We start from the raw sequence: 23911 nt of genomic DNA, 5'->3' as shown, positions 1-23911 counted from the left end.
ATTGCTCACTGGCCCCGATGATGACCGATTACCTTGAACGCACCTTGTCTGCCCGCGTCTACGACGTGGCGATCGAATCCCCGCTGGAATTTGCCCCGAATTTATCACGCCGCATGGGTAATACCATTTACTTCAAGCGTGAAGACATGCAGCCGGTATTCTCGTTCAAGATTCGTGGTGCGTATAACAAGATGGTGCAGCTAACCCCGGCCGAGCTGGAGCGCGGCGTGGTGGCGGCTTCTGCCGGCAATCACGCCCAAGGCGTGGCCATGGGGGCGCAACATCTGAAATGCCGCGCCACCATCGTGATGCCGGCGACCGCGCCCCGCATCAAGGTGGAGGCCGTGAGCCGCCGCGGCGCCGAAGTGGTGCTGGTGGGCGATTCGTATTCCGATTGCTACGAGCACGCGATCAAACTCGCGGCGGAGAGCGGCGCTACTTTTGTTCACCCTTACGATGATCCGGATGTCATCGCCGGCCAAGGCACGGTGGCGATGGAGATATTGCGTCAGCACCCCGATCCGATTCATGCCGTGTTTATCCCGGTGGGCGGTGGCGGCCTGTTGGCCGGGATGGCCGCGTATATCAAGCGCTTGCGCCCAGAAGTGAAAGTCATCGGGGTTGAGCCCACCGATGCCAACGCCATGTATCTCTCGATGAAGCTGGGTGAGCGGATTACCTTGCCCCAGGTCGGGATTTTCGCCGACGGCGTGGCGGTGAAGCAGGTGGGTGAAGAGACTTTCCGCCTGACGCAGCAATACGTGGACGACATTATTCTGGTCGATACCGATGCGATGTGTGCGGCGATCAAAGATGTGTTTGAAGATAACCGCTCCATTCTTGAGCCGGCTGGCGCTCTGGCCATTGCCGGGGCCAAAGCGTGGGCCGCGCGCGAAGGCGTGGAAGGCCAAACGCTGATCGCGATTGCCTCGGGTGCGAATATGAATTTTGATCGCCTGCGCTATGTGGCCGAGCAAGCCGAAATGGGCGAGCAGCGCGAAGCCATTATGGCCGTGACGGTGCCGGAGCAACCCGGCAGCTTCCGTAAATTCTGTAGCCTGATCGGTGCGCGCAATGTCACCGAGTTTAACTACCGCTATGGTGCGGATGATCAGGCGCATGTGTTTGTCGGTCTGTCGATTCAGCAGCGTCGTGAAGTGGTGGAGCTGATCGAAAAATTGGCTCAGGAAGGTTTGCCGGCACTGGACCTCACCGACAATGAAATGGCCAAGCTGCATATTCGCCACCTCGTGGGCGGGCAGGCCCCGCAAGCGCTGCATGAGCGAGTGATCCGCTTTGAATTTCCCGAGCGGCCAGGCGCGCTGCTCAATTTCCTCAATGGCATGAGCGATAACTGGAATATCTCGCTGTTTCATTACCGCAACCACGGTGCGGACTATGGCCGCGTGCTGGTCGGGATACAGGTACCTCCGGAAGACGATGCGGCCTTTGGCGAGTTTTTGTCCCGCCTGGGCTATCCGTATTGGCTGGAGACGGAAAATCCCGCTTATCAGCTCTTCCTTAGCGCCGGAAACGCGTAAGAAACGCCACACCGCCGGGGCCACAGTTGCCCCGCCTGCCAATCTGGCATACAACTACAACAGGCCTGCCGGTTAACGGCAGGCCGTTGTGATTGCGGGAGGTCATTTGTTGAAGCTGTGGTCCTGGATCAAGCGCTACGCCGTTTTGCTAGCGGTCTTGGCTGGTGGTTTGCTGGTGCTGCTGTCGAGTGCCGCGCTGTTGTTGCAGCAGGTGGAAAGTACGGCGCAGCATCAGCTCGAAGTGATTGCGGCCGGGCAGGCCAGCGAGCTCGAAGGGCGGCTGAATCAGCAGCAAGAAGTGCTGCTCGGCTTGCAGGCCGCGGTCACCCTCAACCCCGCGCTGGATCGGCAGCAGTTTTATGATCTGCTGTTGCAGAGCAATGTGCTCTACCGACATCCCAGCTTGCTGGCCATGGCCTTGGTGCGGCCGATTGGTGAGTCCCAAATCCAGGCCCATATTGCCGCCGTCCGCGCGGATAAACGCGTGGCCCCGCTAGCCTACAAAGACTATCAGCCCGCCCCGCTCACCGGCGAAAGCCCTTACCAGATTCTGGAATACCTTTATCCGATCAACCGGATGACCGGCGATCTGCTCGGGCAAAATGTGCTGCAATCGCTGGCGCTGAGCGAAACCCTGATCCGCGCGCGTGATACTGGCCGACTGCTGACCAGCCTGGTGTTTCGCCTGCCGGGCTCTGAAGAGCCGATGTTTGCCTATATCGCGCCGATCTATCGTGATTTGCCCCCCGAGCCCTCAATGGATGATCGCCGCGCTCAGCACGCCGGTAGTGTGGTGGCGCTGGTGCGCTTACGCGAGGTGGTGCGGCCGCTGATTCGAGGCAACTATGATGACCGTTTGAGCTGGCGCTTGGTTGATCAAGGCTATGCGCTAAAAACCTGGGTACGGGCACGGCCAGCCAGTGAGGTGATGCGCTACGAGGTAGCGCCTGAGCTAAAAATCACGCGCTCAACCACGCAGCTGGTGCATTTGCCTGGGCGGCAATGGCAATTGCATTACGACTCGCACACCGAGTTTCTCAATGAACATCAAAATGAATGGCTGTTGATGGCGCTGGGCGTGGCGCTGCTTGGCTTGGCCGGGCTGGCGGGGCTGATGCAATACCTCTACAGCTCTCGGCATTGGGCGCTGCAAGTGCTGGAGCAAACCAAGGGTGATCAGCTGGAGCGCCAGCAGCAGGTGCAATACCTGTTGCAGGCGGTAGAACATACCCGCGATGCGGTGGTGTTGCGCCAGCCGGATGGCCGAATTTTGTATGCCAATGCCGCCGCAGATGCGCTGTTTTGCCCGCCGGGCGAGAAGCTGGCCGGGCAATATCAGGTGCTGTTAAGCCAATCCGAGCTGGGTGAATTACCCTTCCCGCAAAGTTTTGCCAGCCGGCACACGCTACCGGATGGCGAGCTGCGCCACCTCGAAGCCTATCTGCAGCCGATTCAGAATGACCGGCTGCAGCCCGTGGCCAATGCTTTGTTTGTACGTGATATCAGTGTCGAATATGAACAAAGCCTGAGCCTGAAAAAGCAGGCCCAGCGCTTGCAGGAAATGCTCGACCTCTCCAGCGATTGGTTCTGGGAGCAAGATGCCGAGGCCCGCTTTACGCTGGTGACTGGTGGTTTCTTTACCCGCTTTGATATCGCGCCGAATTTCTTCCTTGGCAAGCGCCGCTGGGAGCTGGGCACCGGCGGGCTCACGACGGCACAGTGGGATGAGCATCGGCATGTGCTGGCTATGCACCGGCCGTATCGCGATTTTGAATACACCTCCCAACTCGGGCGCGAAACCATCATCGTCAGCGTCTCGGGCCATCCTTTGTATAGTGATGATGGCGAGTTTTTGGGCTATCGCGGCATTGGCCGGGATGTTACATCGGTGCGGATGGCGCAGCGCGCCTTGCTGGCCGAGCAGCAGCGCGCGCAAGCCACGCTGGATTCAATCGCCGATGGCGTGATCACCACCGATGTTTTTGGCCGGGTAGATTACATCAATCCGGTGGCCTCATCCTTGGTGGGCTGGGAGCTCAGCGCCGCGCGTGGGCAGCCGCTGAGCGCCATTTATCAGACCGTAGACCGGCTCAGTCGCTTGCCGCTGCCTGATCTGATTGATGAAGTCTTGCGCGAAGGCGGGCAATATCACGGCGCGCGGCGCAGTGTGCTGCTGAATAAATTCGGGCTCAATTTCCAGATTGAAGAGTGCGGGGCGCGGATTCGCGATGAGCAGTCGCACACGATCGGTGCGGTGCTGGTATTCCGTGATGTGAGCAACTGGCGGGCGCTGGATGATCGGCCGGAGATTGATTATTAGCCGGATTATTAGCCGGATTACTAGCCGGATTACTAGCCGGATTACTAGCCGGATGACTCGTGATAGCGCTTCGTGGCGTGCAGTCGGGCGACTGCGTTTCCGCTAGGGGGTAGAGCTTTGTTGGGTATATGGCTGTAAACCTTGATTGATTTGGTTTGCAGCCATATACCCAGGTTGCTGCTTAGTCGGCCAGACCTTCAAACAGCTTGGTCGACAAATAGCGCTCGCCAAAAGACGGAATAATCACCGCAATCAGCTTGCCGGCGTTTTCTGGCCGCTGCGCAACCTGAATCGCCGCCCAGGTGGCCGCACCGGCCGAGATACCGCACAAAATCCCTTCTTGCGTGGCCATGGCCCGCGCGGTTGCAAAGGCATCGTCATTGCTCACGCGGATCACTTCGTCGTAAATCTCGGTATTCAGCACTTTTGGCACAAAGCCGGCGCCAATCCCTTGGATCGGGTGCGGGCCTTTGGCGCCGCCACTCAAGACTGGGCTGGCGTCGGGCTCGATGGCAATGGCTTGGAAAGAGGGTTTTTTCGCCTTAATCACTTCGGCGATACCGGTAATCGTACCGCCCGTACCCACCCCGGAGATCAGAATGTCGATCTGACCATCAGTGTCTTCCCACAATTCCAGCGCGGTGGTGTTGCGGTGAACTTCCGGGTTGGCCGGGTTTTCAAACTGCTGTGGCATAAAGTAATTAGCGTGTTCTTCGGTCAGCGCCTTAGCTTTGGCAATCGCGCCGCCCATGCCCTCAGGGCCTGGGGTTAGAATCAGCTCGGCGCCATAGCCGCGCAGCAGCGCGCGCCGCTCTTTGGACATGGTTTCCGGCATGGTCAGAACCAGCTTGTAGCCGCGTGCAGCGCACACCATGGCCAGACCAATACCGGTATTGCCCGAAGTGGGCTCCACAATCACGGTGTCCGGGGCCAAGAGGCCGGCGGCTTCGGCGGCATTGATCATGCTGACGGCGATACGGTCTTTTACCGAATGCGATGGATTAAAGTATTCCAGCTTGGCCACGATGGTGGCGCCCGCGCCGGCACTCACGCGGTTGAGTTTGACTAGCGGTGTTTTGCCGATCAGTTCGGTGACATTGTTGGCAATCTTCATAACCCCATCCTCATGCTGAATTAAGCGATAATCGCTAGATTGTAGACCGGAAATGACGGCCGGCAGAAGTAACTCTTCAGACTAAGGAAATAACATGCAGATTTATCGGGTTGGCGGCGCGGTACGCGATCGTCTGCTGGGGCTGCCGGTCAAGGATGTGGATTGGGTGGTGGTGGGCGCCACGCCCGCAGCGATGTTGGCCCAAGGCTTTCAGCCGGTGGGCAAGGATTTTCCGGTGTTTTTGCATCCAGATACCCATGAGGAGTATGCGCTGGCGCGCCTTGAGCGTAAAAGCGGTCATGGCTATACCGGTTTTGAGGTGCACGCCAGCCCCGACGTAACGCTCGAAGAGGACTTGCTGCGTCGCGATCTCACCATCAATGCCATGGCCGAAGATGCTGATGGGCAATTGATTGACCCCTATGGCGGCCAGGCTGATCTGGCGGCGCGCACTTTGCGCCATGTCTCGCCCGCCTTTGCCGAAGACCCGGTGCGGATTTTACGTCTGGCCCGCTTCGCCGCCCGTTTCGGGTTTGCCACTGCGCCCGAAACCATGGCGCTGATGCGGCAGATGGTGGCCGCAGGCGAAGTGGATCATCTGGTGCCCGAACGGGTGTGGCAGGAAATCGCCAAAGGCCTGCTGGAGGCGCGGCCCAGCCTGATGTTTGCGGCTTTGCGCGAATCCGGCGCGCTGGCGCGTATTGCCCCAGAGCTTGACGCCCTGTGGGGTGTGCCGCAACGGGCTGATTATCACCCGGAAGTCGATACCGGCCTACATACGATGCTGGTGCTGGATTATGCCGCCGCGCAAGGCTGGCCGCTGGCCACCCGCTTTGCGGCTTTGTGCCACGATCTCGGCAAAGCCCTAACCCCAGCCGACGTCTTGCCGCGGCATATTCAGCATGAAATGCGCGGAGTGCCACAGGTGGAAGCGCTCTGCCAGCGCTTGCGCGTGCCGAGCGAATGCCGCGATCTGGCGGTGCTGACTTGCCGAGAGCACACGCTGGTGCACACCGCCTTTGAATTACGCCCGGCCACGGTGTGGCAGCTGCTGCAGCGCTGTGATGCGCTACGCCGGCCCGAGCGCTTTGGCCAGCTCTTGGATGCTTGCCTCGCCGACGCGCGCGGGCGCTGGGCGTTTGAGGATTGCGCCTATCCGCAAGCCGATTATCTGCGCGCCCTACTGGCAGCGGCGGCGGCGGTGAATGCCGGCGCGATCGCTACCGCGTGCGCCGACAAACGGCAAATCCCGCAAGCGGTGGAAGCTGCGCGGATCGAGGCGATTGCCGCGGCCAAAGCGAGCTATCCGCAGCCGGCCAGTTAAGTGGCTATTTTGTCAGTAAAATGTGTGGGCGTGGCGGGTAGCTAGATACCACTTTGGTAGGTGCTTTTGTGGCGAGGTATTGGTGGGGAAGGTGGCTTAAAACGGTTGTTTGGGCGGGTTTTCTTTGTGCGCCAGCTCACGGTGTGTAGTGTGCCTACTTGGCACTACTGCCAAATCTGGTATTATCTCGCTCAGTTTGATGTTGCCACTTCGTGGCAGTGTTCTACCGTTTTTTTTGCGCACATCGAGGGCTTCGGCTCTTGATCTTCCAACCGGCCTTTGGGCCGGTTTTTTTTATGCCTGCAGCGCTGTGGCATCGGGCGCTCGCGCAAAACGAAAGGTGTTTTTGCCTGCGGTTTTGGCCGCGTACATGGCCTGATCGGCGGCTTGCAGTAATTCGGCTGCCCGCAGAGCATGGATGGGAAACTGGGCAATTCCAATCGATACGCCCACCTGCAGCGCCTGCCCACCCCAGTCTAGCGCTTGGTTAACTGCTGCAATCATCCGCTCGGCAATCTGGCTGCTGGCCAGCGCATCCATCGGGTGGTTGAGCAGCACAATAAATTCATCACCGCCAAAGCGCGCCACGGTATCGGCGCTGCGGGTTTGCGCCACGAGCCGCAGCGCCACTTGCTGCAATACCCAGTCACCGGCATCGTGGCCAAATTGATCATTGATTTGCTTGAAACCATCCAGATCCAGATACAGCAGGGCTATGTGTTTGGGTTGGCGCTGTGCGCTGATTATGAGTTGTTCCAGCCGCTCCATGGTCAGGGCGCGATTGGGCAGATTGGTGAGCGGGTCATGAAAGGCCAGATGGCGAATGCGCTCATCTTTTTGCCAGCGCTCGGTGATGTCATTGAGCATCCACACCAGCCGCGGCGCGGCGGACTCGTGTCCCGGCAGTGCCGCCACGGTTTGCCAGGCGAGAAAAGGGCGGCCATCGCGGCGTAGATACCAGCTCTCGCCGGCCCATTGCCCATGCTGCTGGATCGCCTCTACCAACGCCGGGTGATGATCGGGGGCTTCAGGCGGGTTTAGCGTACTCATCGAGCAGCCCAGCGCAGCGGGGGCCGGCCAGCCGGTGATGCGGGTAAAGGCGGGGTTGACCGAAATGATCTGCAATTGGGCATCGGTAACGACGATGCCTTCGCTGGCTGCCTCATACACACTGGCCGCCAATTGCAAGTCGGCCTGTGCGAGTTTGAGTGCGCTGACATCACTGACCAGCACAAAAAAACCGATCACCTCACCCAGCAGATCGCAATCCGGGGTGAGATTCACCAAGGTGTGGCGCAAGGTGTGTTGGCCAGTGGCCATGCTGCGCTCAAATTGCTGTACTTGCCCGGTTAATACGGCCTGAATGGCCGCGTCTTCGTTGGCAAACAGGGGGCTGGCAAGTATCGCGCTGCCGATGATGGCCTCGCTTGTGCAGCCAAACCAATCTTGATACACCTGATTAGCAAAGCGGTAATGCAATTGCCGATCGACATAGGCCACAAGGCTGGGCAAGGCATTGGCAATGGTGTTTAAAAAGCGTTCGTTATCGGCGAGCGCCAAATTGGCCGCTTCCACCCGCTGGCGGGCATCGAGTAATTCGGCTTCAAACGCACTGCGCTCCTGCGCAACAAAAAACACCCAGCAATACTGCGGCCGCTCGGTGCTGCCAGTTTGCTGGCAATTGGCCAGCACCGGTATCAGCTCGCCGTGCGGGCCTAAGAGTTTGAGATAGATCTCGCGCAGCTCCCCATCGCGCAAGAGCATGGGCCATAAATGGGTATGTAGAAAAATCCGCCCGGCTGGGGGGAGCAATTGCTCTAGTCGCAATTGCACGAGCTGCGCCGCCGGCTTCCCGGTGAGCTGACACAAGGCGACATTGACTGAGAGCAGCTGCCCTTGGCCATCGCATTGCGCCAGCGGGCAGGGCACCTGATCGAGCTTGATCATGCTGGAGCGCTGGCAGTGGCCTGTAAAAAGCGGCGCATGCTGGCAATCACCAGCTCGGGGTGGGACAGATGCGCGCAATGGCCGCCCACATCCAGCACTTCCAGCTGGCTATGCCGCAATGCCCGGTGCATGTATTCGCCCACGCTGAGCGGCACCAGTGCATCGCGTTCATGCTGAATAATCAGTGCTGGCGTGGTAATGCGTGTCAGCTCGGCGCGGGTGTCGGCAAAAAAAGTGGTGCGGGCAAAGACCCGTGCCACCTGCGGGTCGGTAGAGCAAAAGCTTTCGTTCAATGCTTGCGTGGTCGGTGAATCTGGCGCGCCGGCGGCCAGCGGGGCCAGATAGTTGGCCCAACCGATGTAGTTCTGATCCATCAGATTCAGGAGCTCATTCAGATCGGCTTGTTCAAAGCCGCCAAAGTAATCAGGTGGATGGTTAAGAAAACTGGGCGAGGGGCCAATCAGGATCAGGCGTTTTATCAGCTTGGGTTGGGCGAGCGAAGCCAGTAGCCCCACCGAGGCACTTACCGAGTGACCAACGAAAGTGAGACCCTCGCTAATGCCCAGCGCGGCGCAGATTTCCAGTACATCGGCCACATACCCCTGCAGCGTGCTGTAGCGCTGCGCATCAAAGGCGGCGCGCACAGAGCGGCCGCTACCGACGTAATCAAACAGGATAAGCCGGTATTCATCGGCAAAGGCCGGGGTGAGGCGCTGCCACATGGTTTGATTGCAGCCAAACCCATGCGCGAGCAGCATCGGCTCGCCATTTCCGAGTTGCTGGACATAATTGCGCTGCAGAATCTCCATCATCCCCTCCGCGCTACAAGCAGGCGTTCAAGTCGGCTTTTCACTATAGCCAAGCGCGGCTATTCATGCGGGCGGATTAGATAGCTTTGGGGGTATTTCCCTTATGGCTATTTGGATAAATGCCTTCAGGGCATTACGGGTGATGGGTATTAGATGCTGATGCTGTAGTCGCTGTCTTCTTGCCGGATGCGGCTATGGATCAGGAGCTCATGTTGCAGTGGCCGGTATTCCAGCCGATCGCGGCCAAGGTGCTTGGCCTGATACAGCAGCTGATCGGCTTGCTGTAATACTTCGCCCAGACTTTGGTTGCGCTGGCGCTCGACCAGCCCGCCGCTGATGGTCAGGGCGCGCGGGACTTCGAGGCAGTCGCGCGAGAGCCAACGCACGCCAGAGAGGATTTTTTCGCCCACGGCCACGGCTTGCTCCAGCGGGGTGTCGGGTAGTAGCACAACAAATTCTTCCCCGCCCCAGCGGGCAATCAGGTCTTCGGCCCGCAGCAGGCGCTGAATATGGCGCGCCACCGCCTGGATGGCCAGATCGCCGGCCGAATGGCCGTACTGATCATTGATGGATTTAAAATGGTCAATGTCTAAAAACAGCACCGATAGCGCACGCTGATGCCGGTCGGCGCTGCCAATAAGCCGCTGTGCTTCCTGCTCGAACGCTCGGCGGTTGGCCAGCCCGGTGAGTGGGTCTTGGGTGGCCATGCGCGCCAGTTCACGATTGGCCCGCTCCAGCTGCGCGGTACGGCGGCCGACCATTTCTTCCAATAGCTCATTACTGCGGCGCAGCAGCTGTTCTTGTTCCTGCAGTGTGCGCAGGGTATTGGTGAGGGTGGACACATCACTCAAAATGGTGATGATCTGGGCGCTGCCATCGGGCTTGATCAGCGTTTTAAAGGCGGAATGCACAAACAGGGCGTGGCCATCTTTATGCCGCACCCGCCACTCGCTGGGCGCGGCGCGATCTTCGGTGAGCGCCAGCTGCAGGATTTCCGGCTCGCGTGCTTGGTCTTCCGGCAGCAAAATCAGGCCAAAGGTCTGGCCCAGTAGCTCCGCGCGCGAGTAGCCAAAAATACTGCAATACGCGTCATTCACATGCAAATAGCGGCCCGCCTCATCGGCAATGGCAATGCCGGAAGGGGAGAGATCAAACAGCGCTTGCAGGATTTCGGCGGTAATCATGCCGTGGCCTTCAGTCGGTGAAGGTGAAGTGAGAGCAGCACGGGAAAAAACTCAATTTTGCGCCATCCATGTTGCTTTCGGATTAATCAGTTTGGCGAGCTTAGTGCGTAAATCATTTTGTTGGCGCTGTCCCGCGCGATATAGCACCACCGGGTCGAGTAGCGGCTGTGGGCCGATGGCCAGCTGCGCGACGTTATCCGGGCTGATGGTGTAGCGCCCCAGGGTTTTATCCAGCGGCCAGGGCAGATCTGGGAATACCACATACGCCAGCTCCGAGCAGACGATGCGTTCGTGCGTCAGCACATCAAAATTAAAATCGTATTCTTTGCCCACTTGCGCCACTGTGGTTAGCGCGGCCGCTTGCAGATAATCGCGTTCACTGCGCAGGTTTTGCCGCAGCACTAACAGATCATCGATATCCAGAAAATGCTCTAACCGGCTAATGGTCACGCCGCTGCGCAGCGCCTCGACTATGCGCCCGCCCTGGCGGATTTTCTGCTGATGCGCGGCCGGAATCCGCTCCCACACACCCAGCTCGCGCAGTTGGGCTTCGCTGCCCAGCCAAATTGCCACATGGCCATAGTGGCCGGGGATCATTTTGTCGGTAAGGCGGAAAGGGGTTTTTTCCAGCAGGATATCCATTGGCTGCAGCTGGCTTTCGAGTTGCGTCTGTTCGCTGGCGGGCATGTCACGCAATTTGCCGTTGCGGGTTTTAACCAGCCCCAGCATATTGCCAAAGCCCATGCTCAGCCCAAAGCTGACGGTGTTTTCTAGGCTTTTTTCCTGCTGGCTAAGATTGCTCACCAGCTGTTTCAGGCTGCCGCTGCTGAGCGCCAAGCTGTTTTCGCGGTGTAGCCTTACATACCACACCGTACTTTGGCTCAGCGCATAGTAGTCGTTTTCGGCCGGACTACTATCCAGGCCCCGCTCACGGCGCTGCTGCATGAGTTGGTCAACAAACTCAGTCGCGCGCTTGAGGCGGGTGCGGTATTCGGCCGAGTAATAGTTATTCGAGAGCTGGCGCAGTGTGACATTGTTGCCGACATCGTAGGTCAGCAGATAAGCAATGGCCGGATTATTGCGGTAGGGCTCAATCGCGATCTGGTAGCTATCCATCAAAACCAGCGCCGCCGCCAGCCCACGTTGGATGTCTTCGAGCAGGGCCTGCCCGCGGGCATCGCCGGGGTTTATGTAGGCGCTGCGAATGCCTTTGCTCAGCGCCTGGGGCGGGTTATCCAAGATCAGCTGCGCATCGGTGGCTTCGTGCTGGCTTAATTGCAGATTGACGTTGGTTTGAAACAGCGGCGCCATCTGGGTGGCATAAGGTAGCAGGGCGGCGCGCAATTCGATGTAGCGCAGTGCCATTGCCCGCAGCTGATTGCTTTGCGCGCGGGTAAGCGGTGGCGTTTCGGCTTTGGTGATCTGATTTTTTACGGCAAATTGATAGGCCTGGTTGCGCAGCGATACCAGCTGCGCCACCTGCGATTGAAATTGACTACTGCTCTCGCTGGCCACCGCGCAGTGTGCCAGCAGTCCGAGCAGGATGCACATCCAGCGCATACGGCCTCCTGTATAGATGATGATGATGGCGTTAAGCGCTTATTTTGTAAATATAATCCCTAGTTCGTGTAGGGCTGTTGTTGCACTTTCTGATACTGTGTTTAATGTTGCTTTGCAGCATCTGTCGGGCTGTGCTGGGGCCGCGCTTGCGGCATAATCGCCGCATTCAGCCTAAGCGGATGCACTATCTTGCCCACCCCAACGATTTCCTTTGCGACTGCCTTGCGCTTCTGGTTCAAGCTGGGCTGCATCAGCTTTGGCGGCCCGGCCGGGCAAATCGCGCTCATGCATCGCGAGCTGGTGGAGGAAAAACGCTGGATTAGCGAGCCCCGCTTTACCCATGCGCTGAACTATTGCATGTTACTCCCCGGCCCGGAAGCCCAGCAGCTGGCCACCTATCTGGGGTGGCTAATGCATGGCCGCCTTGGGGGTATTGCCGCCGGCGCATTATTTATATTGCCTTCGCTGATTATACTGCTGGCAGTATCTGGCCTGTATGTCCATTACGGCAATGTCGGTTGGGTGGCGGCGGTGTTATATGGCATCAAGCCGGCGGTGACCGCGATCGTGGTGCAGGCGGTGTATAAACTGGGCCGGCGCACGCTGCGGCGAGGCGTCTTGCTGGCGCTGGCAGGCTCGGGATTATTGGGTAGTTACTTGGGCGTGCCGTTTCCGCTCTTGGTGGCCGTAGCCGCCTTGCTAGGCTGGGCGCTGGCGCGCTACGCGCCGACTTACTGGCCAGCGGCCAGCATTGGGCATGCGGCGGCCGCCGAGCCCGCCGAATCGGCTGCACCACTGAGCGCGCAGGCTGTGCATACCCGTTGGCGGCCACGTTCGGTGCTCGCGGTGGCGCTGACAGGGCTGGGCCTGTGGGCCGCGACGCTGGCGGCACTGTATCTTTGGGCGGCGCCCCTGTATACCCAGCTGGGCTGGTTTTTTACCAAGGCGGCCTTGTTAACCTTTGGTGGCGCCTACGCGGTGTTGCCCTATGTCTATCAGGGCGCTGTGCAGCACTTTGGCTGGCTGAGCGCGGGGCAAATGCTCGACGGCCTCGCGCTGGGGGAAAGCACGCCGGGGCCGCTGATTATGGTGGTGACGTTTGTCGGCTTTCTGGCGGGCTTTCAGACCGCCAGCGGCGGGCAAGACCCGTGGCTACTGGCGCTTGGCGCCGCGCTGTGCGTGACGTGGTTTACCTTTCTGCCCTCGTTTGTGTTTATCTTGGTGGGGGCGCCGCTGGTGGAAGCCAGCCGGCAAATCCGCAGCTTGCAAGCGCCCTTGCTGTCGATCAGCGCACTGGTGGTTGGGGTGATGCTCAATCTGGCCCTATTTTTTGCCGGGCATGTATTCTGGCCGCAGGGCTTCAGCGCTTGGCCGGATGTGACTGCGCTGGGCCTGGGCCTTTTGGCAGCGTGGGCGCTGTTGCGCTGGCAATGGTCGGTACCGCGGGTGCTGGTATTGGCCGCGGGGCTCGGTCTGCTGCGCCATGCCTTTGGCGGATAAGGCTGGGCGTGAGGCGGGCGAGGGCGTAGAATCGCCGCAACTTGAAAAGGATCAACCCATGCAAAAGAAAGCCCTGAGCGAATTGCTCGAAATCATCGTGGACGGCAGCCTCGATCACGACGATATCCAGGCCATGCTCAATGAAGTGATCGCCGCCGCCGATGATGCGGCCGCCTATCTGGCCAACGATCCCCAATCGGCCTATCGGCCGGAGCTGAATCTGCCGCTGTGGCAGTGGGTGTTGCTGGAGCAGCTGGAAGACGGCCTGCTGTTCCGCGCCGATGAAATTCCGGCCTTGTATGCCCAGATTATCGATGCCTTTGGCGATGATGAACTCGAGCTGCCACTGGCCGGCTTGGATGGCCTGAGCGAGCAAGCCGCCCTGTATAAGGTGCAAGATGAGCTGGAGCCAACCTTTACGCTGGTGAATTTCAGCCAGCCATTTGGTGCGCGCTGGCAAACGGTGCTGGTGCGCAGCCAGAAGCTGAGCCGCTTTCTGGATCTGGCCAAGGCACTGGAAATCCCCGCCCGCCCCAGCGATCTGGCCTAAACGCCCGCTAGCAAAAAGCCCCGCAGTTGCGGGGCGCATGCTGTTGACACCGTGGTAGAACAGACCTAGTGGTAGAACAATGTTCTTCAAGTCTCGGCAAAGCCGAGCCCGGGAAATAGGCATTTAATCTGCAGCCTTGATGTTCTATTCCCACCCCTCCCGTCCCCTCCTTGAGGGGAGCCTCGCTTTGCGAGTGGAGCGGGTCATCAAGCAAAAAGCCCCGCAGTTGCGGGGCTTTTTTTCAACTAGACAGCAGCCTGACTTAGTGGCTATGTGCGCTGCTGGCGGCGCTGGCCGCATGGGCTGCGTGCGCCGTATGCTCAGCTTGTGCGCTGGCCTGACCGTGGTGGGCGTGTTCGCCATGGTGACCTTTGCCATCCATCTTCACCACGCCAACAAATGAATCCAGTTGTTGGCGTTCGGCGCTACTAAGGCTGGCTTCGGCTTGATTCAGCTTTTTCAGCAATTGCTGCGCGCTGCTGACGCTGATGCCCGCTTGGCGCAGCAGATCGCTACTCAGTGCGCCGGCGCAAAGCTGGGTTTGCCACTGGCCATGCTGTTTGCGTAGCACCGCGCGGCCACCGCGCTCGCCTTGCAGCCATCCGGCCAGCGCTGCATCACCCACTACTACCACCGGTTTAACCGTAAGTGGCGCATCGGGTTTTTCCCATTGCTGTTGCATGCCGTGGCGGATGTCTTCGATATCGCCAGCTCGCGCGAGGCCTGTCTGCAAGAGGCCCAGTACGGCCAAGGCCAAGAGGATTTTCTTCATGCTGATCTCTTTTTAATTAATGGCCGCTGTGCGCGTCGTCTTTGGGTTGATAAGTCATGTCTTCGACTTTGACTTGCACTTCCACCACGCCACCTTTGGCAAAGGTGAGTTTCAGTGGGAATTTCTCACCGGCGACCAGTGGGCGTTTCAGACCGAGCAACATCACGTGGTAGCCGCCGGGGGCGAGTTTGGCTGGGGCAGCCACGGTCACCGGCAGGCTGGCAATAGGGCTCATTTTCATCACGCCATCGGCCATTTTCATTTCATGCAGCTCGGTTTTTTCAGCGATATCGCTATCGACTTTCACCAGCTGATCATCTTTGGTGGTTTTGATCAGCATAAAGGCGCCGGCATTTTTTGCGGCTGGCGCGGTCGCGCGCGCCCATGGATGCTGAATAGTCAGATCACCCACGGTAAAACCATGAGCATAAGAGAGTGTCGTGGCGCACAGCAGTGCCGCGCCAGCAAAAGCGGCTTTCAACATCGGATGATTCCTTGCGGTCAATTTGATTTTTATGGGGGTATGGCTTGCCAGAGTCTATTACAGCTGGGGTGGAGCCTGACTCGGGGGGAGGGTATAGATCGGGTCCGCGATAAAAGAGCCTTCGAATCGCATCAGTCGGAGCGAGCTGACGTGCTCTCGAAACGAAGGCAAGGCGGTCAGCGCCGGCGGGGGCGCGAGGGTGCTGCTGGCCTGCACGGCGCAAATGGCGCACATCGGCAGGCCGGAAGCGGCGGGGGCACTCTCCGGGTTGGTGGTGCCTGGGATACTGGTTGTGGCAGTGAGGTTGGTGGGCTGATCCGCGCTCACTGGGCTGGTGCTGCCCTTGGTGTTAGCGGCGCTGCCGAAGGTACGGCAGGTATTTTGTGCCAGCAGCTGATCCAGCTGGCTCGGCATGCTCAGGGCGTGGGCAAACGGCAATAGCAGGTGCAGGCTGAGCGCGATGAGCGCCAGCAACACCCAGCGGGGATTGCGCATGCGAGCCAGTGTGAGCATAAAAAAGTGAGCCGATTCAATGCCAAAGCAATGGCCGCCATTGTAGCGGGTGTTGTGGGCGCTGGATAGTGAAGTGGCTTGATGGAAATCATGCATGTTGAAATGAATATTCTTCATCTTGGGGCGACGCTTTATCAATTAGCATTCATGGTTAAACGCAATTAGCATGAGTTTTGTTCATTATGAGTCGCCCAGCCACCCCCATTAGTTTTGAGTTTTTTCCGCCCAAAACCGCCGAAGGCGCAGCCAAACTGGCGGCCACCCGCGATCAGCTGGCGCAGTTTCAGCCCGAATTTTTCTCGGTGACCTTTGGTGCCGGTGGTACCACGCAAAGCGGTACTTTGCAGGCGGTGTGCGATATTCGTGCCGCCGGCTATGCGGCGGCCCCGCATTTATCGTGCATTGGCGCCACGCGCGAGTCGATTCGCCAGATTGTGCAAACCTATCAGGCGCATGGTATTCGCCATATTGTGGCGCTGCGTGGGGATATTCCATCCGGCATGGTGGATGTGGGCGAATTCCGGCATGCCAATGAGCTGGTGAGCTTTTTGCGCGCCGAATTTGGCGACTGGTTTCATATCGAGGTGGCGGCGTATCCGGAATGCCATCCACAGGCCGAGAACGCACTGGCCGATATTCAGCATTTTGTGCATAAGGTGCGCGCTGGGGCGGATTCGGCGATTACCCAGTATTTTTTTAATGCCGATGCGTATTTTCGCTTTGTAGATGCGGTGCGGGCGCAAGGGGTGGAGATTCCGATCGTGCCGGGGATTATGCCGATTCAGAATTACAGCCAGCTGCAGCGCTTTTCCGATATGTGCGGTGCCGAGATTCCGCGCTGGTTGCGCTTGCGCTTGCAGGCGCTGGGCGATGATAGCGCGGCGATCCGCGCCTTTGGTCTGGATGTGGTCACCGAGCTGGCCGACCGGCTTTTGGCCGGCGGCGCGCCAGGGCTGCATTTTTATACGCTCAATAGCGCCGGGGCGGTGTCGACCATTTGCCAGCGGCTGGGCTATTGATTGTGTTTGATTGGGTATATGGCCAAAAGCCTTAATTGATAAGGATTTTGGCCGTATACGTGGTGGGGTTTATTGGCGAATCGTTACCCGGGCGGTCACGCCATCGGTGATCACATCCACGGTTTGGCCCACGGCGAAAGGTTGATCAGCGTCTTGCACAATCACCAGCCGCTCGCCGTTATCTTGCATCGCCACGGTGAGCTCTTTGGCCGGTTTACGGGTGATCTGGTTTTCGGCCTGATTGCCCAGCCAGCCGCCTAGCAAACTACCCAGCACGCCACTTACCACCGAGCCGGTGCCTTTGCCGACATTGTTGGCTGCCACCACGCCGCCAATGACCGCGCCGGCAATCGAGCCCACGCCGCTGGTGCTGTCGGCCATTTCAACGGTGCGCATGCTTTCAATCTTGCCCGCGCGGGCTTTGGCGACGCGCTTCATTTCGTCTTTGTGGTACACATTGGCCGAGTCGGCGGTGATACAGCCGCTCAGTAAACTACTGGCCGCCAGTACGGCGGCGGCTAACAGGGTGGTGTAGCGCATGATGCTCTCCGGTGGGCCGGGGTAATCCAGCCAGTCTCATTTTGGATTGAATGGCTTTGAGTCTACCCGTCTGCCGCAAAATTGACTGTGGCATATGCACAATCGGCGGCTTTAGCTGCGTCGGCGGTACCAGCCGGTGAGCGAAAAGCGTTCGCGCCGGGCGGGTAACACTTCATGCTCGAAGCGATTAGATAGAAACACCACCAGCGTGCCGCCATGCGGGGTGACGTCCACGCTTTGCTCCTCGTCGAGATAAATGCGCAGCTGGCCGCCATCTTCGGCTTGCCAATCAGCGGCGTTGAGGTATTGCACCACGGTGACTACCCGGGTGTCTTGCTCACGATGCTGATCCAGATGGCGCTGGTAAAACGCGCCGGCCGGGTAGCTGGCAAAATGCCATTCCAGCTCGGCAAGGCCCAGATACAGCTCGCGGTTGAGGCTTTGCTGCAGCTCGGCCATCCGCGCGTTGGCTGCTTGCATGGCCGGATCGTGCTCATCGACCCACAGCACCGAATCGCCACGAATATCATCACGAATCCCAAAGCCGCCCGCGCGGCCCACCCCGGCGCGGCTAAACTCGGCCTGCCGCGTTTGCGCCAGCTGACGGAGCTCGTCTACCTGCGGGCGGCTAAGAAAATCGGGGATCACCAGCCAGCCGGAGCCAGCCAGCGCATCAGCGACCGTTTGAAACACGGTGCTGTGCTGATTAGGGTTTGGGTTCATCTTTAGGCTCGGCCACCACTTTGGGGGCAATCAGAAAATCAATCGGTTTATGCCAGAAACGGCGCCAGATCAGGCCGACCACCGGGCGCAATTCGCCCAGCCGGCGTTTGCGTGAACGCAGCGCCACCCACAGCGCCAGCACGAAGCTGGTGATTAGATTGGTGGCGCCAATCAAGGCCACGCCCAGCATGGCCCAGCCCAAAGTCCACCAGGGCAGCACAAAATCATTGGCGGCTAAGGCGTATGAAACATTAGCGGCCGAGAAAGTGATATGACGAATATCAATCGGTAGGCCCAGCAAAATGCCCACCGTACCAATGCAGCCCAGCATGCAGCCAAAGTAGAAATTACCCGCCAGCGCCCCGAGATTGTGTTCGATATAGCGGCCAAACTGCTGACTGCGGCGCTCACCGAAGAGTTTATTCAGGAGCGGCAGCGCGGCAATCCGCTCGGGGATGCGGTTATACAGGGCTTTATTGTCGTAATAACCGGAAATCAGCCCCGCCAGGAACAAACAAACGCCCGCAATGGCCGCATGCGGCACCCCCAGCCCGGTGAGCGGTTTCAGATCGTTCAGTAGGTGATCGGCTTTTTCCAGCCCGACCACATGCACGCCGGTTTGTTGCCACCAGAACCAGGCAATCGCCAGCGCCACCGGCATGGCCAGCGCCACATTGCCCAAAATGGCAATCAGCTGGGTGCGGATCACTTTCACGATCAGCTCAACCAGATTGCTATAGCCCTCCAGTTTTTTACTGCCCGGCGGCGGCAGCGCCGCGGCGATACTGGCGGCGGTCATGGCCGGCTGCTTGGTGGCAATCGTGCAATGCAGCAGATGCACCAGCATAAAGCCCAGCGCGTAATTCATACTGAAGGCAAAGGCTTCCAGCAGCAGCGGTAAATGCGCTTTGGCGATCAGGATTTTGATCAGCGCCATAAAGCCCACCACCACCCCGGCCCCGGCGGCCGAGCGGAACATCCCCATCCACTCGCCACGCGAATCGGTGGTGTAGTGCTCGCCCGTGTGGCTGGCGTGCTCGGTGATTTGCAGCGCCAGCAATTCGGTGTTTTCGCGCATCACATCGGTGACGCTGGTTTTGCGGTTTTCGGCCTTGACCAGCTCTTTAAACAGCCGGATCAGCGGCGGGCCGTGCGGCGCGGTGGGGTCGACCAGCTCAAACAGTAATTTTAAGCGATCGATGTGCTGCTTCAGACGCAAGAGATGGTAAGTCAGGCTGACCGACACCCCGTTTTTCGAGGCATAGCGCCAGACCTTGCCCATGATGGTTTCGCATTGGCTCAGCAGCACCAGTAAATGCCGATGATCTTCATCCGGCACCCGGCGGGCGGTGAGATCGTGGCGGTATTTCTCGATATAGGCGAGGATTTCGGCATTAAGGCGCACAAACGGCGATTCAAAGCGCTCGACTTCAGGGTGGTTGCGGATGATTTCCGGCTCTAGCCCGATGGCCGAGATCCGGCAAGACAGCACCTGAATGGCCTCGAGCTGCTGCAGGCGAATATGGGGTGGTAGCTCCCCGGGGCCGAGTTCTTCCATATGCGCGGCGCGGCCCAGCTCATGCCAGACTTCGTCGGGAATCGCGTCTAGCCATTGATAATCATCGCGGCGATGGAAAATCTGCCCCAGCAAATCACTAAAGTGCTCAGGGTTGCTGATCGGGGGTAAGAGTTTGGCCCCGATCCGGCGTTTTACCGCGGTGACCATGCTTTCATTCAGCAAAATACCGGTTTCGGTATAGAGATCGACCTGGCGGGTGTTATCCAGCAGCGCAAACAGCGCTTTGCGCAGCCAAGCGCGATAGTCGGGGTGTTGCTCTAATAGGTAACACAGGGCGCGAATATTATTAATGGCCGCGACGTGATCGTGGCTTTTGGCGGGGCGCAAGGCCGCCACCAATTGAGTTAAGACCGAGAGTGAATCCTGGTCATTCTGGCTGTGTTGCATCTGCCGCAGCAAAACTTCCATGGCGAGGACCTCTGCAAAGAATAGGGTTAGTGCGGGCGCGTGGCCTGCTCTAATTCGGTGAGCCACAGCATGGCTTGGCCGCGATCCAGGCCGCACATTTCCAGCTGGGGCTGTAACCCGGCGCACACGGCCGGGCGATCGGGGTGGCCGAAAATCCGGCAGCGCAGCGCCTCATCCAGCTGCACGCAGGGCACGCCGGCGGGCTTGCCATTGGGCATGCCGGGAATCGGGCTGGTAATCGAGGGTGCGGTACAGCAGGCACCACAGTGTGATCGACATTGCATGCGCCGATTATACCCGATGCACACCTTGGCGCTGGCAGATGCGCAGCGCTGACGGCTTTGGTACATTTTCACTGATAAACAAAAACAAAAGATGGAGTGAATATGTGGGGTCGTCTATCCGCCCTTGGTCTGCTATGGCTGGCCGTGGGCTCAACTGCGCTGGCGGCCGAGCCGGCGCCACTGTGGCAAGAATCTTTCGAGCAAAGCCCGAATTTACCCAGCGACTGGCAATGGTCGGCCTGGAAGCCCGAGATTTCCCGTGCCGAGATCAGTAAGCAGGCTGCGGCCGATGGCCAGCAGGTGCTGCATCTGATCAGTAGCCAGCCCAATCATGCGCGCCTGACCAAAACCATCGCCATCGAGCCCAATCGCCTCTATCGTTTTAGTGCCCAACTGAAAGCGCAAGGCGCGAATGCGGACAAACTGGCCGCGGTGCTGGGGGTTGATGGGGTTTACGAAGCGAGCGAAACCGTACGCGCAGCCGATCGCTGGTATCCACGCGAGCTGTATATCCGCAGTAATGACGCCAGCGCGGTGACGGTATCGCTGGGGCTGGGGCATTTTGGCAATGAAAATCAGGGCGAGGCCTGGTTTGATGCGGTGAGCCTGACTGCGGTGGAGGCGCTGCCCACCGGGGCGAAGGTGGTGGATTTGCCCAAGCTCGCGGCCAGTAGCGCAGCCAGCCCCGCCGTACCGGCTGGGCGTACGCCCTGGTTGTGGCTCGGTGCGAGTTTGCTGGCGCTGGGGTGCCTGATTGCGGCCGTGGCGGCGCTCTTGGCGCGGCGGGATCAGCCAGCCACGGCGGAGGCGCGAGAATGAGCACCGCCCAGCTTAAGGCCGGGCCTGCCCCGGCGACCCAGCATGTGGCCATTGTGGATGGCTTGCGCGGGCTGGCGATTGCTTTGGTGATCTTGTTTCACTATTGGCAGATTACCTGGTGGGTGATTCCGCTGCCCTTAACCGGTGGCCAGCATAATCTGGAAGCGTTGCAAGTGGCCGGCGCGCTGGGGGTGGAGCTGTTTTTCTTTCTGAGCGCGTTTTGTCTTACCTACCCGCAGGCCAAAACCATGCTCGAAGGCGCGCCGCTGGCGAGTCTGGCGCATTACACCTATCGGCGGGCGATCAAGATTTTGCCTTCCTATTGGCTGGCAATGCTGATCCTGCTGGTATGTTTCCCTACGCTATATCCCACAAGCGCTGAGCGTGGATACTGGGTGGATGTATTGATGCATCTAACCTTTATCCACAATCTGTTTGCCGATACGCATTATTCGATCAACGGGGTGTTCTGGTCGCTGGGAGTGGAGGTGCAGTTTTATCTGCTGTTTCCATTGCTGGCTTGGGGTTTTAGGCGCCAGCCGTGGCTAGTGTGCGCCGGCATGGTGCTGCTGGCACTGGCGTATCGGGCCTGGACGCATACCCAGCCGCTGGGCGAATTTTCGCATCGGAATAATCAACTACCGGGTTTTCTGGATCTGTTTGCGGCGGGCATGCTCAGCGCCTATCTGCTGGTGTGGTTACGGCAGGGGCCGGCCGTATTGTGGGCGCAATTGCGCCCATGGTGTGCGGGGCTGGTGTTGCTGGCCTTGCTGGTGCTGGCGTTATTGTTTGCCGATTTGAATCAGGCGCGGGGGGCGGCCGAAGGCTATGCGCTGTGGCAATCGGCGCACCGGCTGGCGCTGGCCGGCTTGTTTGTGGTGCTGGTGGTGGCGGGCAGCTACGCCCCGGCGCTGGTGCGTAGCCTGATTGCCAACCGCGTCACGGTTTGGCTCTCGCTGCTGTCCTACAACCTTTACCTCTGGCATCAGGTGGTGGCGCGGGTTATCAAGGAATATGGCTGGTGGCCGGCTGCAACACCAGTGCCGATGGATGATCCCAGCTGGCGCTGGAGTATGTTTGTGGTGGCATGGCTGGCGGCGCTAGCGTGGGCGGCTCTGCTCACTTATGGCTTCGAGCGCCCACTGTTGCAGCATGGTGTGCGTGGGGTGCTGGCCCGTTTGCGGACCCGCTGGCAGCAATTTCAGCAGGCTAATTTGGCCGAAGCCTAACTACAGGGCGTTTTAAACGCGACCTATGCGCCGAGCATAACAGTTTGGGTGATGTTTGTGCGCAACAGTTTGGCCCCGCCTTCTGGCGGGGCTTTTTTATGCACCGAAAATATGACGCGATTGTTAAAAGCTATCTTTCCTTGACCACGATAGGCTGCTAAACCGCATTTAGCCGTCGATTTGGGCGGTTTTCTGTCGTAAAAGTACGTAGTGATTGGGTGGGCTTGTAATCTTCGTGCGAGCTTTGTGTGGGTAATTTCGGTGAATAGGCGGCGATCTACGGGAAAACACCTATCAATCTGTTTTTGGGGTAGTTTGGGTGGTTCGATGAATGGTAATTGGTGAATAAAATCAGTGTGTTGGTGCTAGTGGTGAGTATTGATTGATGGGCTCTATTAGTGATACCCCTACTGCCGCTAGGTTTACCTGTTTGTGAAAAATTGTTGATGGAAATGTGAATTTTACATTGAGCGATTTTCGACCAATTACAGGGAGTCACCCACATGCAAACCAAATTTATCGCTGCCGCCATCGCTGCGGCTTTCCTCGCCGCTGGCGCCCAAGCTGACATCACTGTGGGCGGCTTTCTGCAGACCGAAGTGACCTACAACAAAGACCAAACCAACCACGACGGTAAAACCGATTTTTACCAAGGCCCATCGGATGTTGGCTCTTCGATCGATGTGAAAGGCACGCATGACATCACTGCGAGCGGCAAGCTGCAGTGGGAAGTGAGCACCTACCTGAGCAAAGACACCGACGTCATTCCGGCCGGTCTGGGCTTCTTCGGTGATCGCAAACTGTACGTACGCTGGGCCGATAGCTTCGGTACCGTTACTGTGGGTCGTGATGATTCTCCGATCCGTATGGGCTTCATTGGTTACGATATTTTCAACGGTTACGCTTCACTGGGTACGCTGTTTGATCGCGGCGCTGCTAGCCGTCCTTCGAAACAAATCAAATACGTATCGCCAAAAATGGGCGGTCTGACTGTTCGCGCCAGTGTGCAAGTGGATACCACCCAAGGTACCAATGAGCCAGATCAGGCTTTCTACACCAGCGTGGCCTACGATCTGAACCCAATGTTCGGTTTTGATTTCGGTTATGCCGCTGAGCGTGATCGTGGCGCGGTAAAAGGCAATGACCGTAATTCGGTACTGGCCGGCGTACGCGGTAAAGTGGCTGAAGGCCTGACTTACGGCGTGGTGTTTGTGAATACCGAAAAATGGGCCAACGAAAAAGCTGCACGTAGCAGCGGCTGGATGCTGGGTGAGAACATGCAATACGTGACCGGTGATCACACCTTCCGTATCGCACACACCTACGCGGATAAATCAGGTGCCAACCTGTTCCTGGCTGGTTACGAATACGCATTGCCAGAAGTGACCATGGGCAGCAAAAAGATCAGCTCAGCGCTGTATCTGGAAGGCTCGCTCATCGATAACAAAGCCGATACCGACTTTGTACCAGGCTTCAAATCAAGCACCGTGGCCGGCAAAGATCCAGCAACTGTAGCGCTGGGTGTTTACGTTAGCTTCTAAGCGTGTAGCAGCCTTTGGGCTTGGCTGAGCCAAGCCTAGGGCAATCGGCAATTATCGCGCACGAACAAGCGTCACATAATGGCTTGCATGCTGGTTGATCCAGCCCGCATTTCGCCGCTGTGCGGCCCTGCTGGCCTCTTGCTCGTGTCGC

Annotated in this window: 21 protein-coding genes; 9 read left to right on the top strand and 12 right to left on the bottom strand. The window is 58.7% G+C overall.

Going from position 1 to position 23911, the window contains the following annotated elements; all coding sequences use genetic code 11:
* Nucleotides 1–17 precede the first annotated feature (17 nt).
* Both ilvA and G482_RS0110415 read left to right on the top strand, forming a co-directional pair.
* Complete coding sequence (ilvA, locus tag G482_RS0110420) at nucleotides 18–1541, top strand: threonine ammonia-lyase, biosynthetic (protein ID WP_028449983.1); 1524 nt, start codon at nucleotides 18–20, stop codon at nucleotides 1539–1541.
* 109 nt (nucleotides 1542–1650) lie between these two features.
* Nucleotides 1651–3861, top strand: coding sequence for a PAS domain-containing protein (locus G482_RS0110415; RefSeq protein WP_028449982.1), 2211 nt, complete (start codon nucleotides 1651–1653; stop codon nucleotides 3859–3861).
* A 181-nt stretch (nucleotides 3862–4042) separates the two neighbouring features.
* Here the strand turns inward: G482_RS0110415 and cysK are convergent, their stop codons facing one another.
* The gene (cysK, locus tag G482_RS0110410; RefSeq protein WP_028449981.1) at nucleotides 4043–4975 is read right to left on the bottom strand and encodes a cysteine synthase A; all 933 of its coding nucleotides are present in this window, start codon (nucleotides 4973–4975) and stop codon (nucleotides 4043–4045) included.
* 94 nt (nucleotides 4976–5069) lie between these two features.
* On the opposite strand from cysK, the gene G482_RS0110405 reads away from it, so the two are divergent.
* Entirely contained in the window at nucleotides 5070–6299 is a 1230-nt protein-coding gene (locus G482_RS0110405) for a multifunctional CCA addition/repair protein (protein ID WP_028449980.1), read from the top strand.
* A gap of 294 nt (nucleotides 6300–6593) precedes the next feature.
* On the opposite strand, the gene G482_RS18200 is transcribed toward G482_RS0110405, so the two are convergent.
* The 4 genes from G482_RS18200 to G482_RS19630 form a co-directional block, all read right to left on the bottom strand.
* Complete coding sequence (locus G482_RS18200; protein WP_051258922.1) at nucleotides 6594–8246, bottom strand: sensor domain-containing protein; 1653 nt, start codon at nucleotides 8244–8246, stop codon at nucleotides 6594–6596.
* On the bottom strand, nucleotides 8243–9055 hold the full coding sequence (locus G482_RS0110395) for an alpha/beta fold hydrolase (protein ID WP_028449979.1): 813 nt from the start codon (nucleotides 9053–9055) through the stop codon (nucleotides 8243–8245). Before G482_RS0110395 ends, G482_RS18200 begins: the two co-directional genes overlap by 4 nt.
* 149 nt (nucleotides 9056–9204) lie before the next feature.
* Nucleotides 9205–10239: a sensor domain-containing diguanylate cyclase gene (locus tag G482_RS19635; RefSeq protein ID WP_028449978.1), complete on the bottom strand. Its 1035-nt coding sequence runs from the start codon at nucleotides 10237–10239 to the stop codon at nucleotides 9205–9207.
* A gap of 51 nt (nucleotides 10240–10290) precedes the next feature.
* Complete coding sequence (locus G482_RS19630) at nucleotides 10291–11799, bottom strand: YiiX/YebB-like N1pC/P60 family cysteine hydrolase (protein ID WP_051258921.1); 1509 nt, start codon at nucleotides 11797–11799, stop codon at nucleotides 10291–10293.
* Nucleotides 11800–11988: 189 nt separating this feature from the next.
* Here G482_RS19630 and chrA point away from each other — a divergent pair, with 189 nt between their 5' ends.
* Both chrA and G482_RS0110375 read left to right on the top strand, forming a co-directional pair.
* Nucleotides 11989–13299 carry a chromate efflux transporter gene (chrA, locus tag G482_RS0110380; protein WP_211227605.1) on the top strand — a complete coding sequence of 437 codons (1311 nt, stop codon included), beginning with the start codon at nucleotides 11989–11991 and terminating at the stop codon, nucleotides 13297–13299.
* Between the two features lie 58 nt (nucleotides 13300–13357).
* On the top strand, nucleotides 13358–13849 hold the full coding sequence (locus G482_RS0110375; protein ID WP_156905388.1) for a hypothetical protein: 492 nt from the start codon (nucleotides 13358–13360) through the stop codon (nucleotides 13847–13849).
* Between the two features lie 262 nt (nucleotides 13850–14111).
* On the opposite strand, the gene G482_RS18185 is transcribed toward G482_RS0110375, so the two are convergent.
* Genes G482_RS18185 through G482_RS0110360 form a run of 3 tightly spaced genes read right to left on the bottom strand, consistent with a single transcriptional unit; the run spans nucleotide 14112 to nucleotide 15735 of the window.
* Nucleotides 14112–14621, bottom strand: coding sequence for a copper uptake system-associated protein (locus G482_RS18185; protein ID WP_051258919.1), 510 nt, complete (start codon nucleotides 14619–14621; stop codon nucleotides 14112–14114).
* Nucleotides 14622–14637: 16 nt separating this feature from the next.
* Entirely contained in the window at nucleotides 14638–15105 is a 468-nt protein-coding gene (locus G482_RS18180; protein WP_034619485.1) for a copper chaperone PCu(A)C, read from the bottom strand.
* 57 nt (nucleotides 15106–15162) lie between these two features.
* Nucleotides 15163–15735 (bottom strand): hypothetical protein, encoded by a 573-nt coding sequence (locus tag G482_RS0110360; protein WP_028449975.1) that lies wholly within the window; start codon nucleotides 15733–15735, stop codon nucleotides 15163–15165.
* A 65-nt stretch (nucleotides 15736–15800) separates the two neighbouring features.
* On the opposite strand from G482_RS0110360, the gene metF reads away from it, so the two are divergent.
* The gene (gene metF, locus G482_RS0110355; protein WP_028449974.1) at nucleotides 15801–16637 is read left to right on the top strand and encodes a methylenetetrahydrofolate reductase [NAD(P)H]; all 837 of its coding nucleotides are present in this window, start codon (nucleotides 15801–15803) and stop codon (nucleotides 16635–16637) included.
* A 69-nt stretch (nucleotides 16638–16706) separates the two neighbouring features.
* On the opposite strand, the gene G482_RS0110350 is transcribed toward metF, so the two are convergent.
* The 4 genes from G482_RS0110350 to G482_RS0110335 form a co-directional block, all read right to left on the bottom strand.
* Nucleotides 16707–17177 (bottom strand): outer membrane lipoprotein, encoded by a 471-nt coding sequence (locus tag G482_RS0110350; RefSeq protein ID WP_028449973.1) that lies wholly within the window; start codon nucleotides 17175–17177, stop codon nucleotides 16707–16709.
* Between the two features lie 111 nt (nucleotides 17178–17288).
* The gene (locus G482_RS0110345) at nucleotides 17289–17900 is read right to left on the bottom strand and encodes a 2OG-Fe(II) oxygenase (protein WP_034619483.1); all 612 of its coding nucleotides are present in this window, start codon (nucleotides 17898–17900) and stop codon (nucleotides 17289–17291) included.
* Nucleotides 17884–19887, bottom strand: a complete 2004-nt coding sequence (locus G482_RS0110340) for a site-specific recombinase (protein ID WP_028449971.1) — start codon at nucleotides 19885–19887, stop codon at nucleotides 17884–17886. The genes G482_RS0110345 and G482_RS0110340 overlap by 17 nt, the downstream gene beginning before the upstream one ends.
* Nucleotides 19888–19913: 26 nt before the next feature.
* Nucleotides 19914–20171: a YkgJ family cysteine cluster protein gene (locus tag G482_RS0110335; protein ID WP_051258987.1), complete on the bottom strand. Its 258-nt coding sequence runs from the start codon at nucleotides 20169–20171 to the stop codon at nucleotides 19914–19916.
* A 102-nt stretch (nucleotides 20172–20273) separates the two neighbouring features.
* On the opposite strand from G482_RS0110335, the gene G482_RS0110330 reads away from it, so the two are divergent.
* From G482_RS0110330 to G482_RS0110320, 3 genes are all read left to right on the top strand, one after another.
* Nucleotides 20274–20990, top strand: a complete 717-nt coding sequence (locus G482_RS0110330; RefSeq protein WP_028449969.1) for a hypothetical protein — start codon at nucleotides 20274–20276, stop codon at nucleotides 20988–20990.
* Nucleotides 20987–22219 carry an acyltransferase family protein gene (locus G482_RS0110325; protein ID WP_028449968.1) on the top strand — a complete coding sequence of 411 codons (1233 nt, stop codon included), beginning with the start codon at nucleotides 20987–20989 and terminating at the stop codon, nucleotides 22217–22219. Before G482_RS0110330 ends, G482_RS0110325 begins: the two co-directional genes overlap by 4 nt.
* Before the next feature lie 503 nt (nucleotides 22220–22722).
* Nucleotides 22723–23760 carry a porin gene (locus G482_RS0110320; protein ID WP_028449967.1) on the top strand — a complete coding sequence of 346 codons (1038 nt, stop codon included), beginning with the start codon at nucleotides 22723–22725 and terminating at the stop codon, nucleotides 23758–23760.
* Nucleotides 23761–23911 lie beyond the last annotated feature (151 nt).

Source organism: Chitinibacter tainanensis DSM 15459, from assembly GCF_000429785.1.
Lineage (GTDB): Bacteria > Pseudomonadota > Gammaproteobacteria > Burkholderiales > Chitinibacteraceae > Chitinibacter > Chitinibacter tainanensis.
The sequence above is the reverse complement of the archived record's forward strand: the minus strand, read 5'-3'. Positions and strand labels throughout refer to the sequence as shown.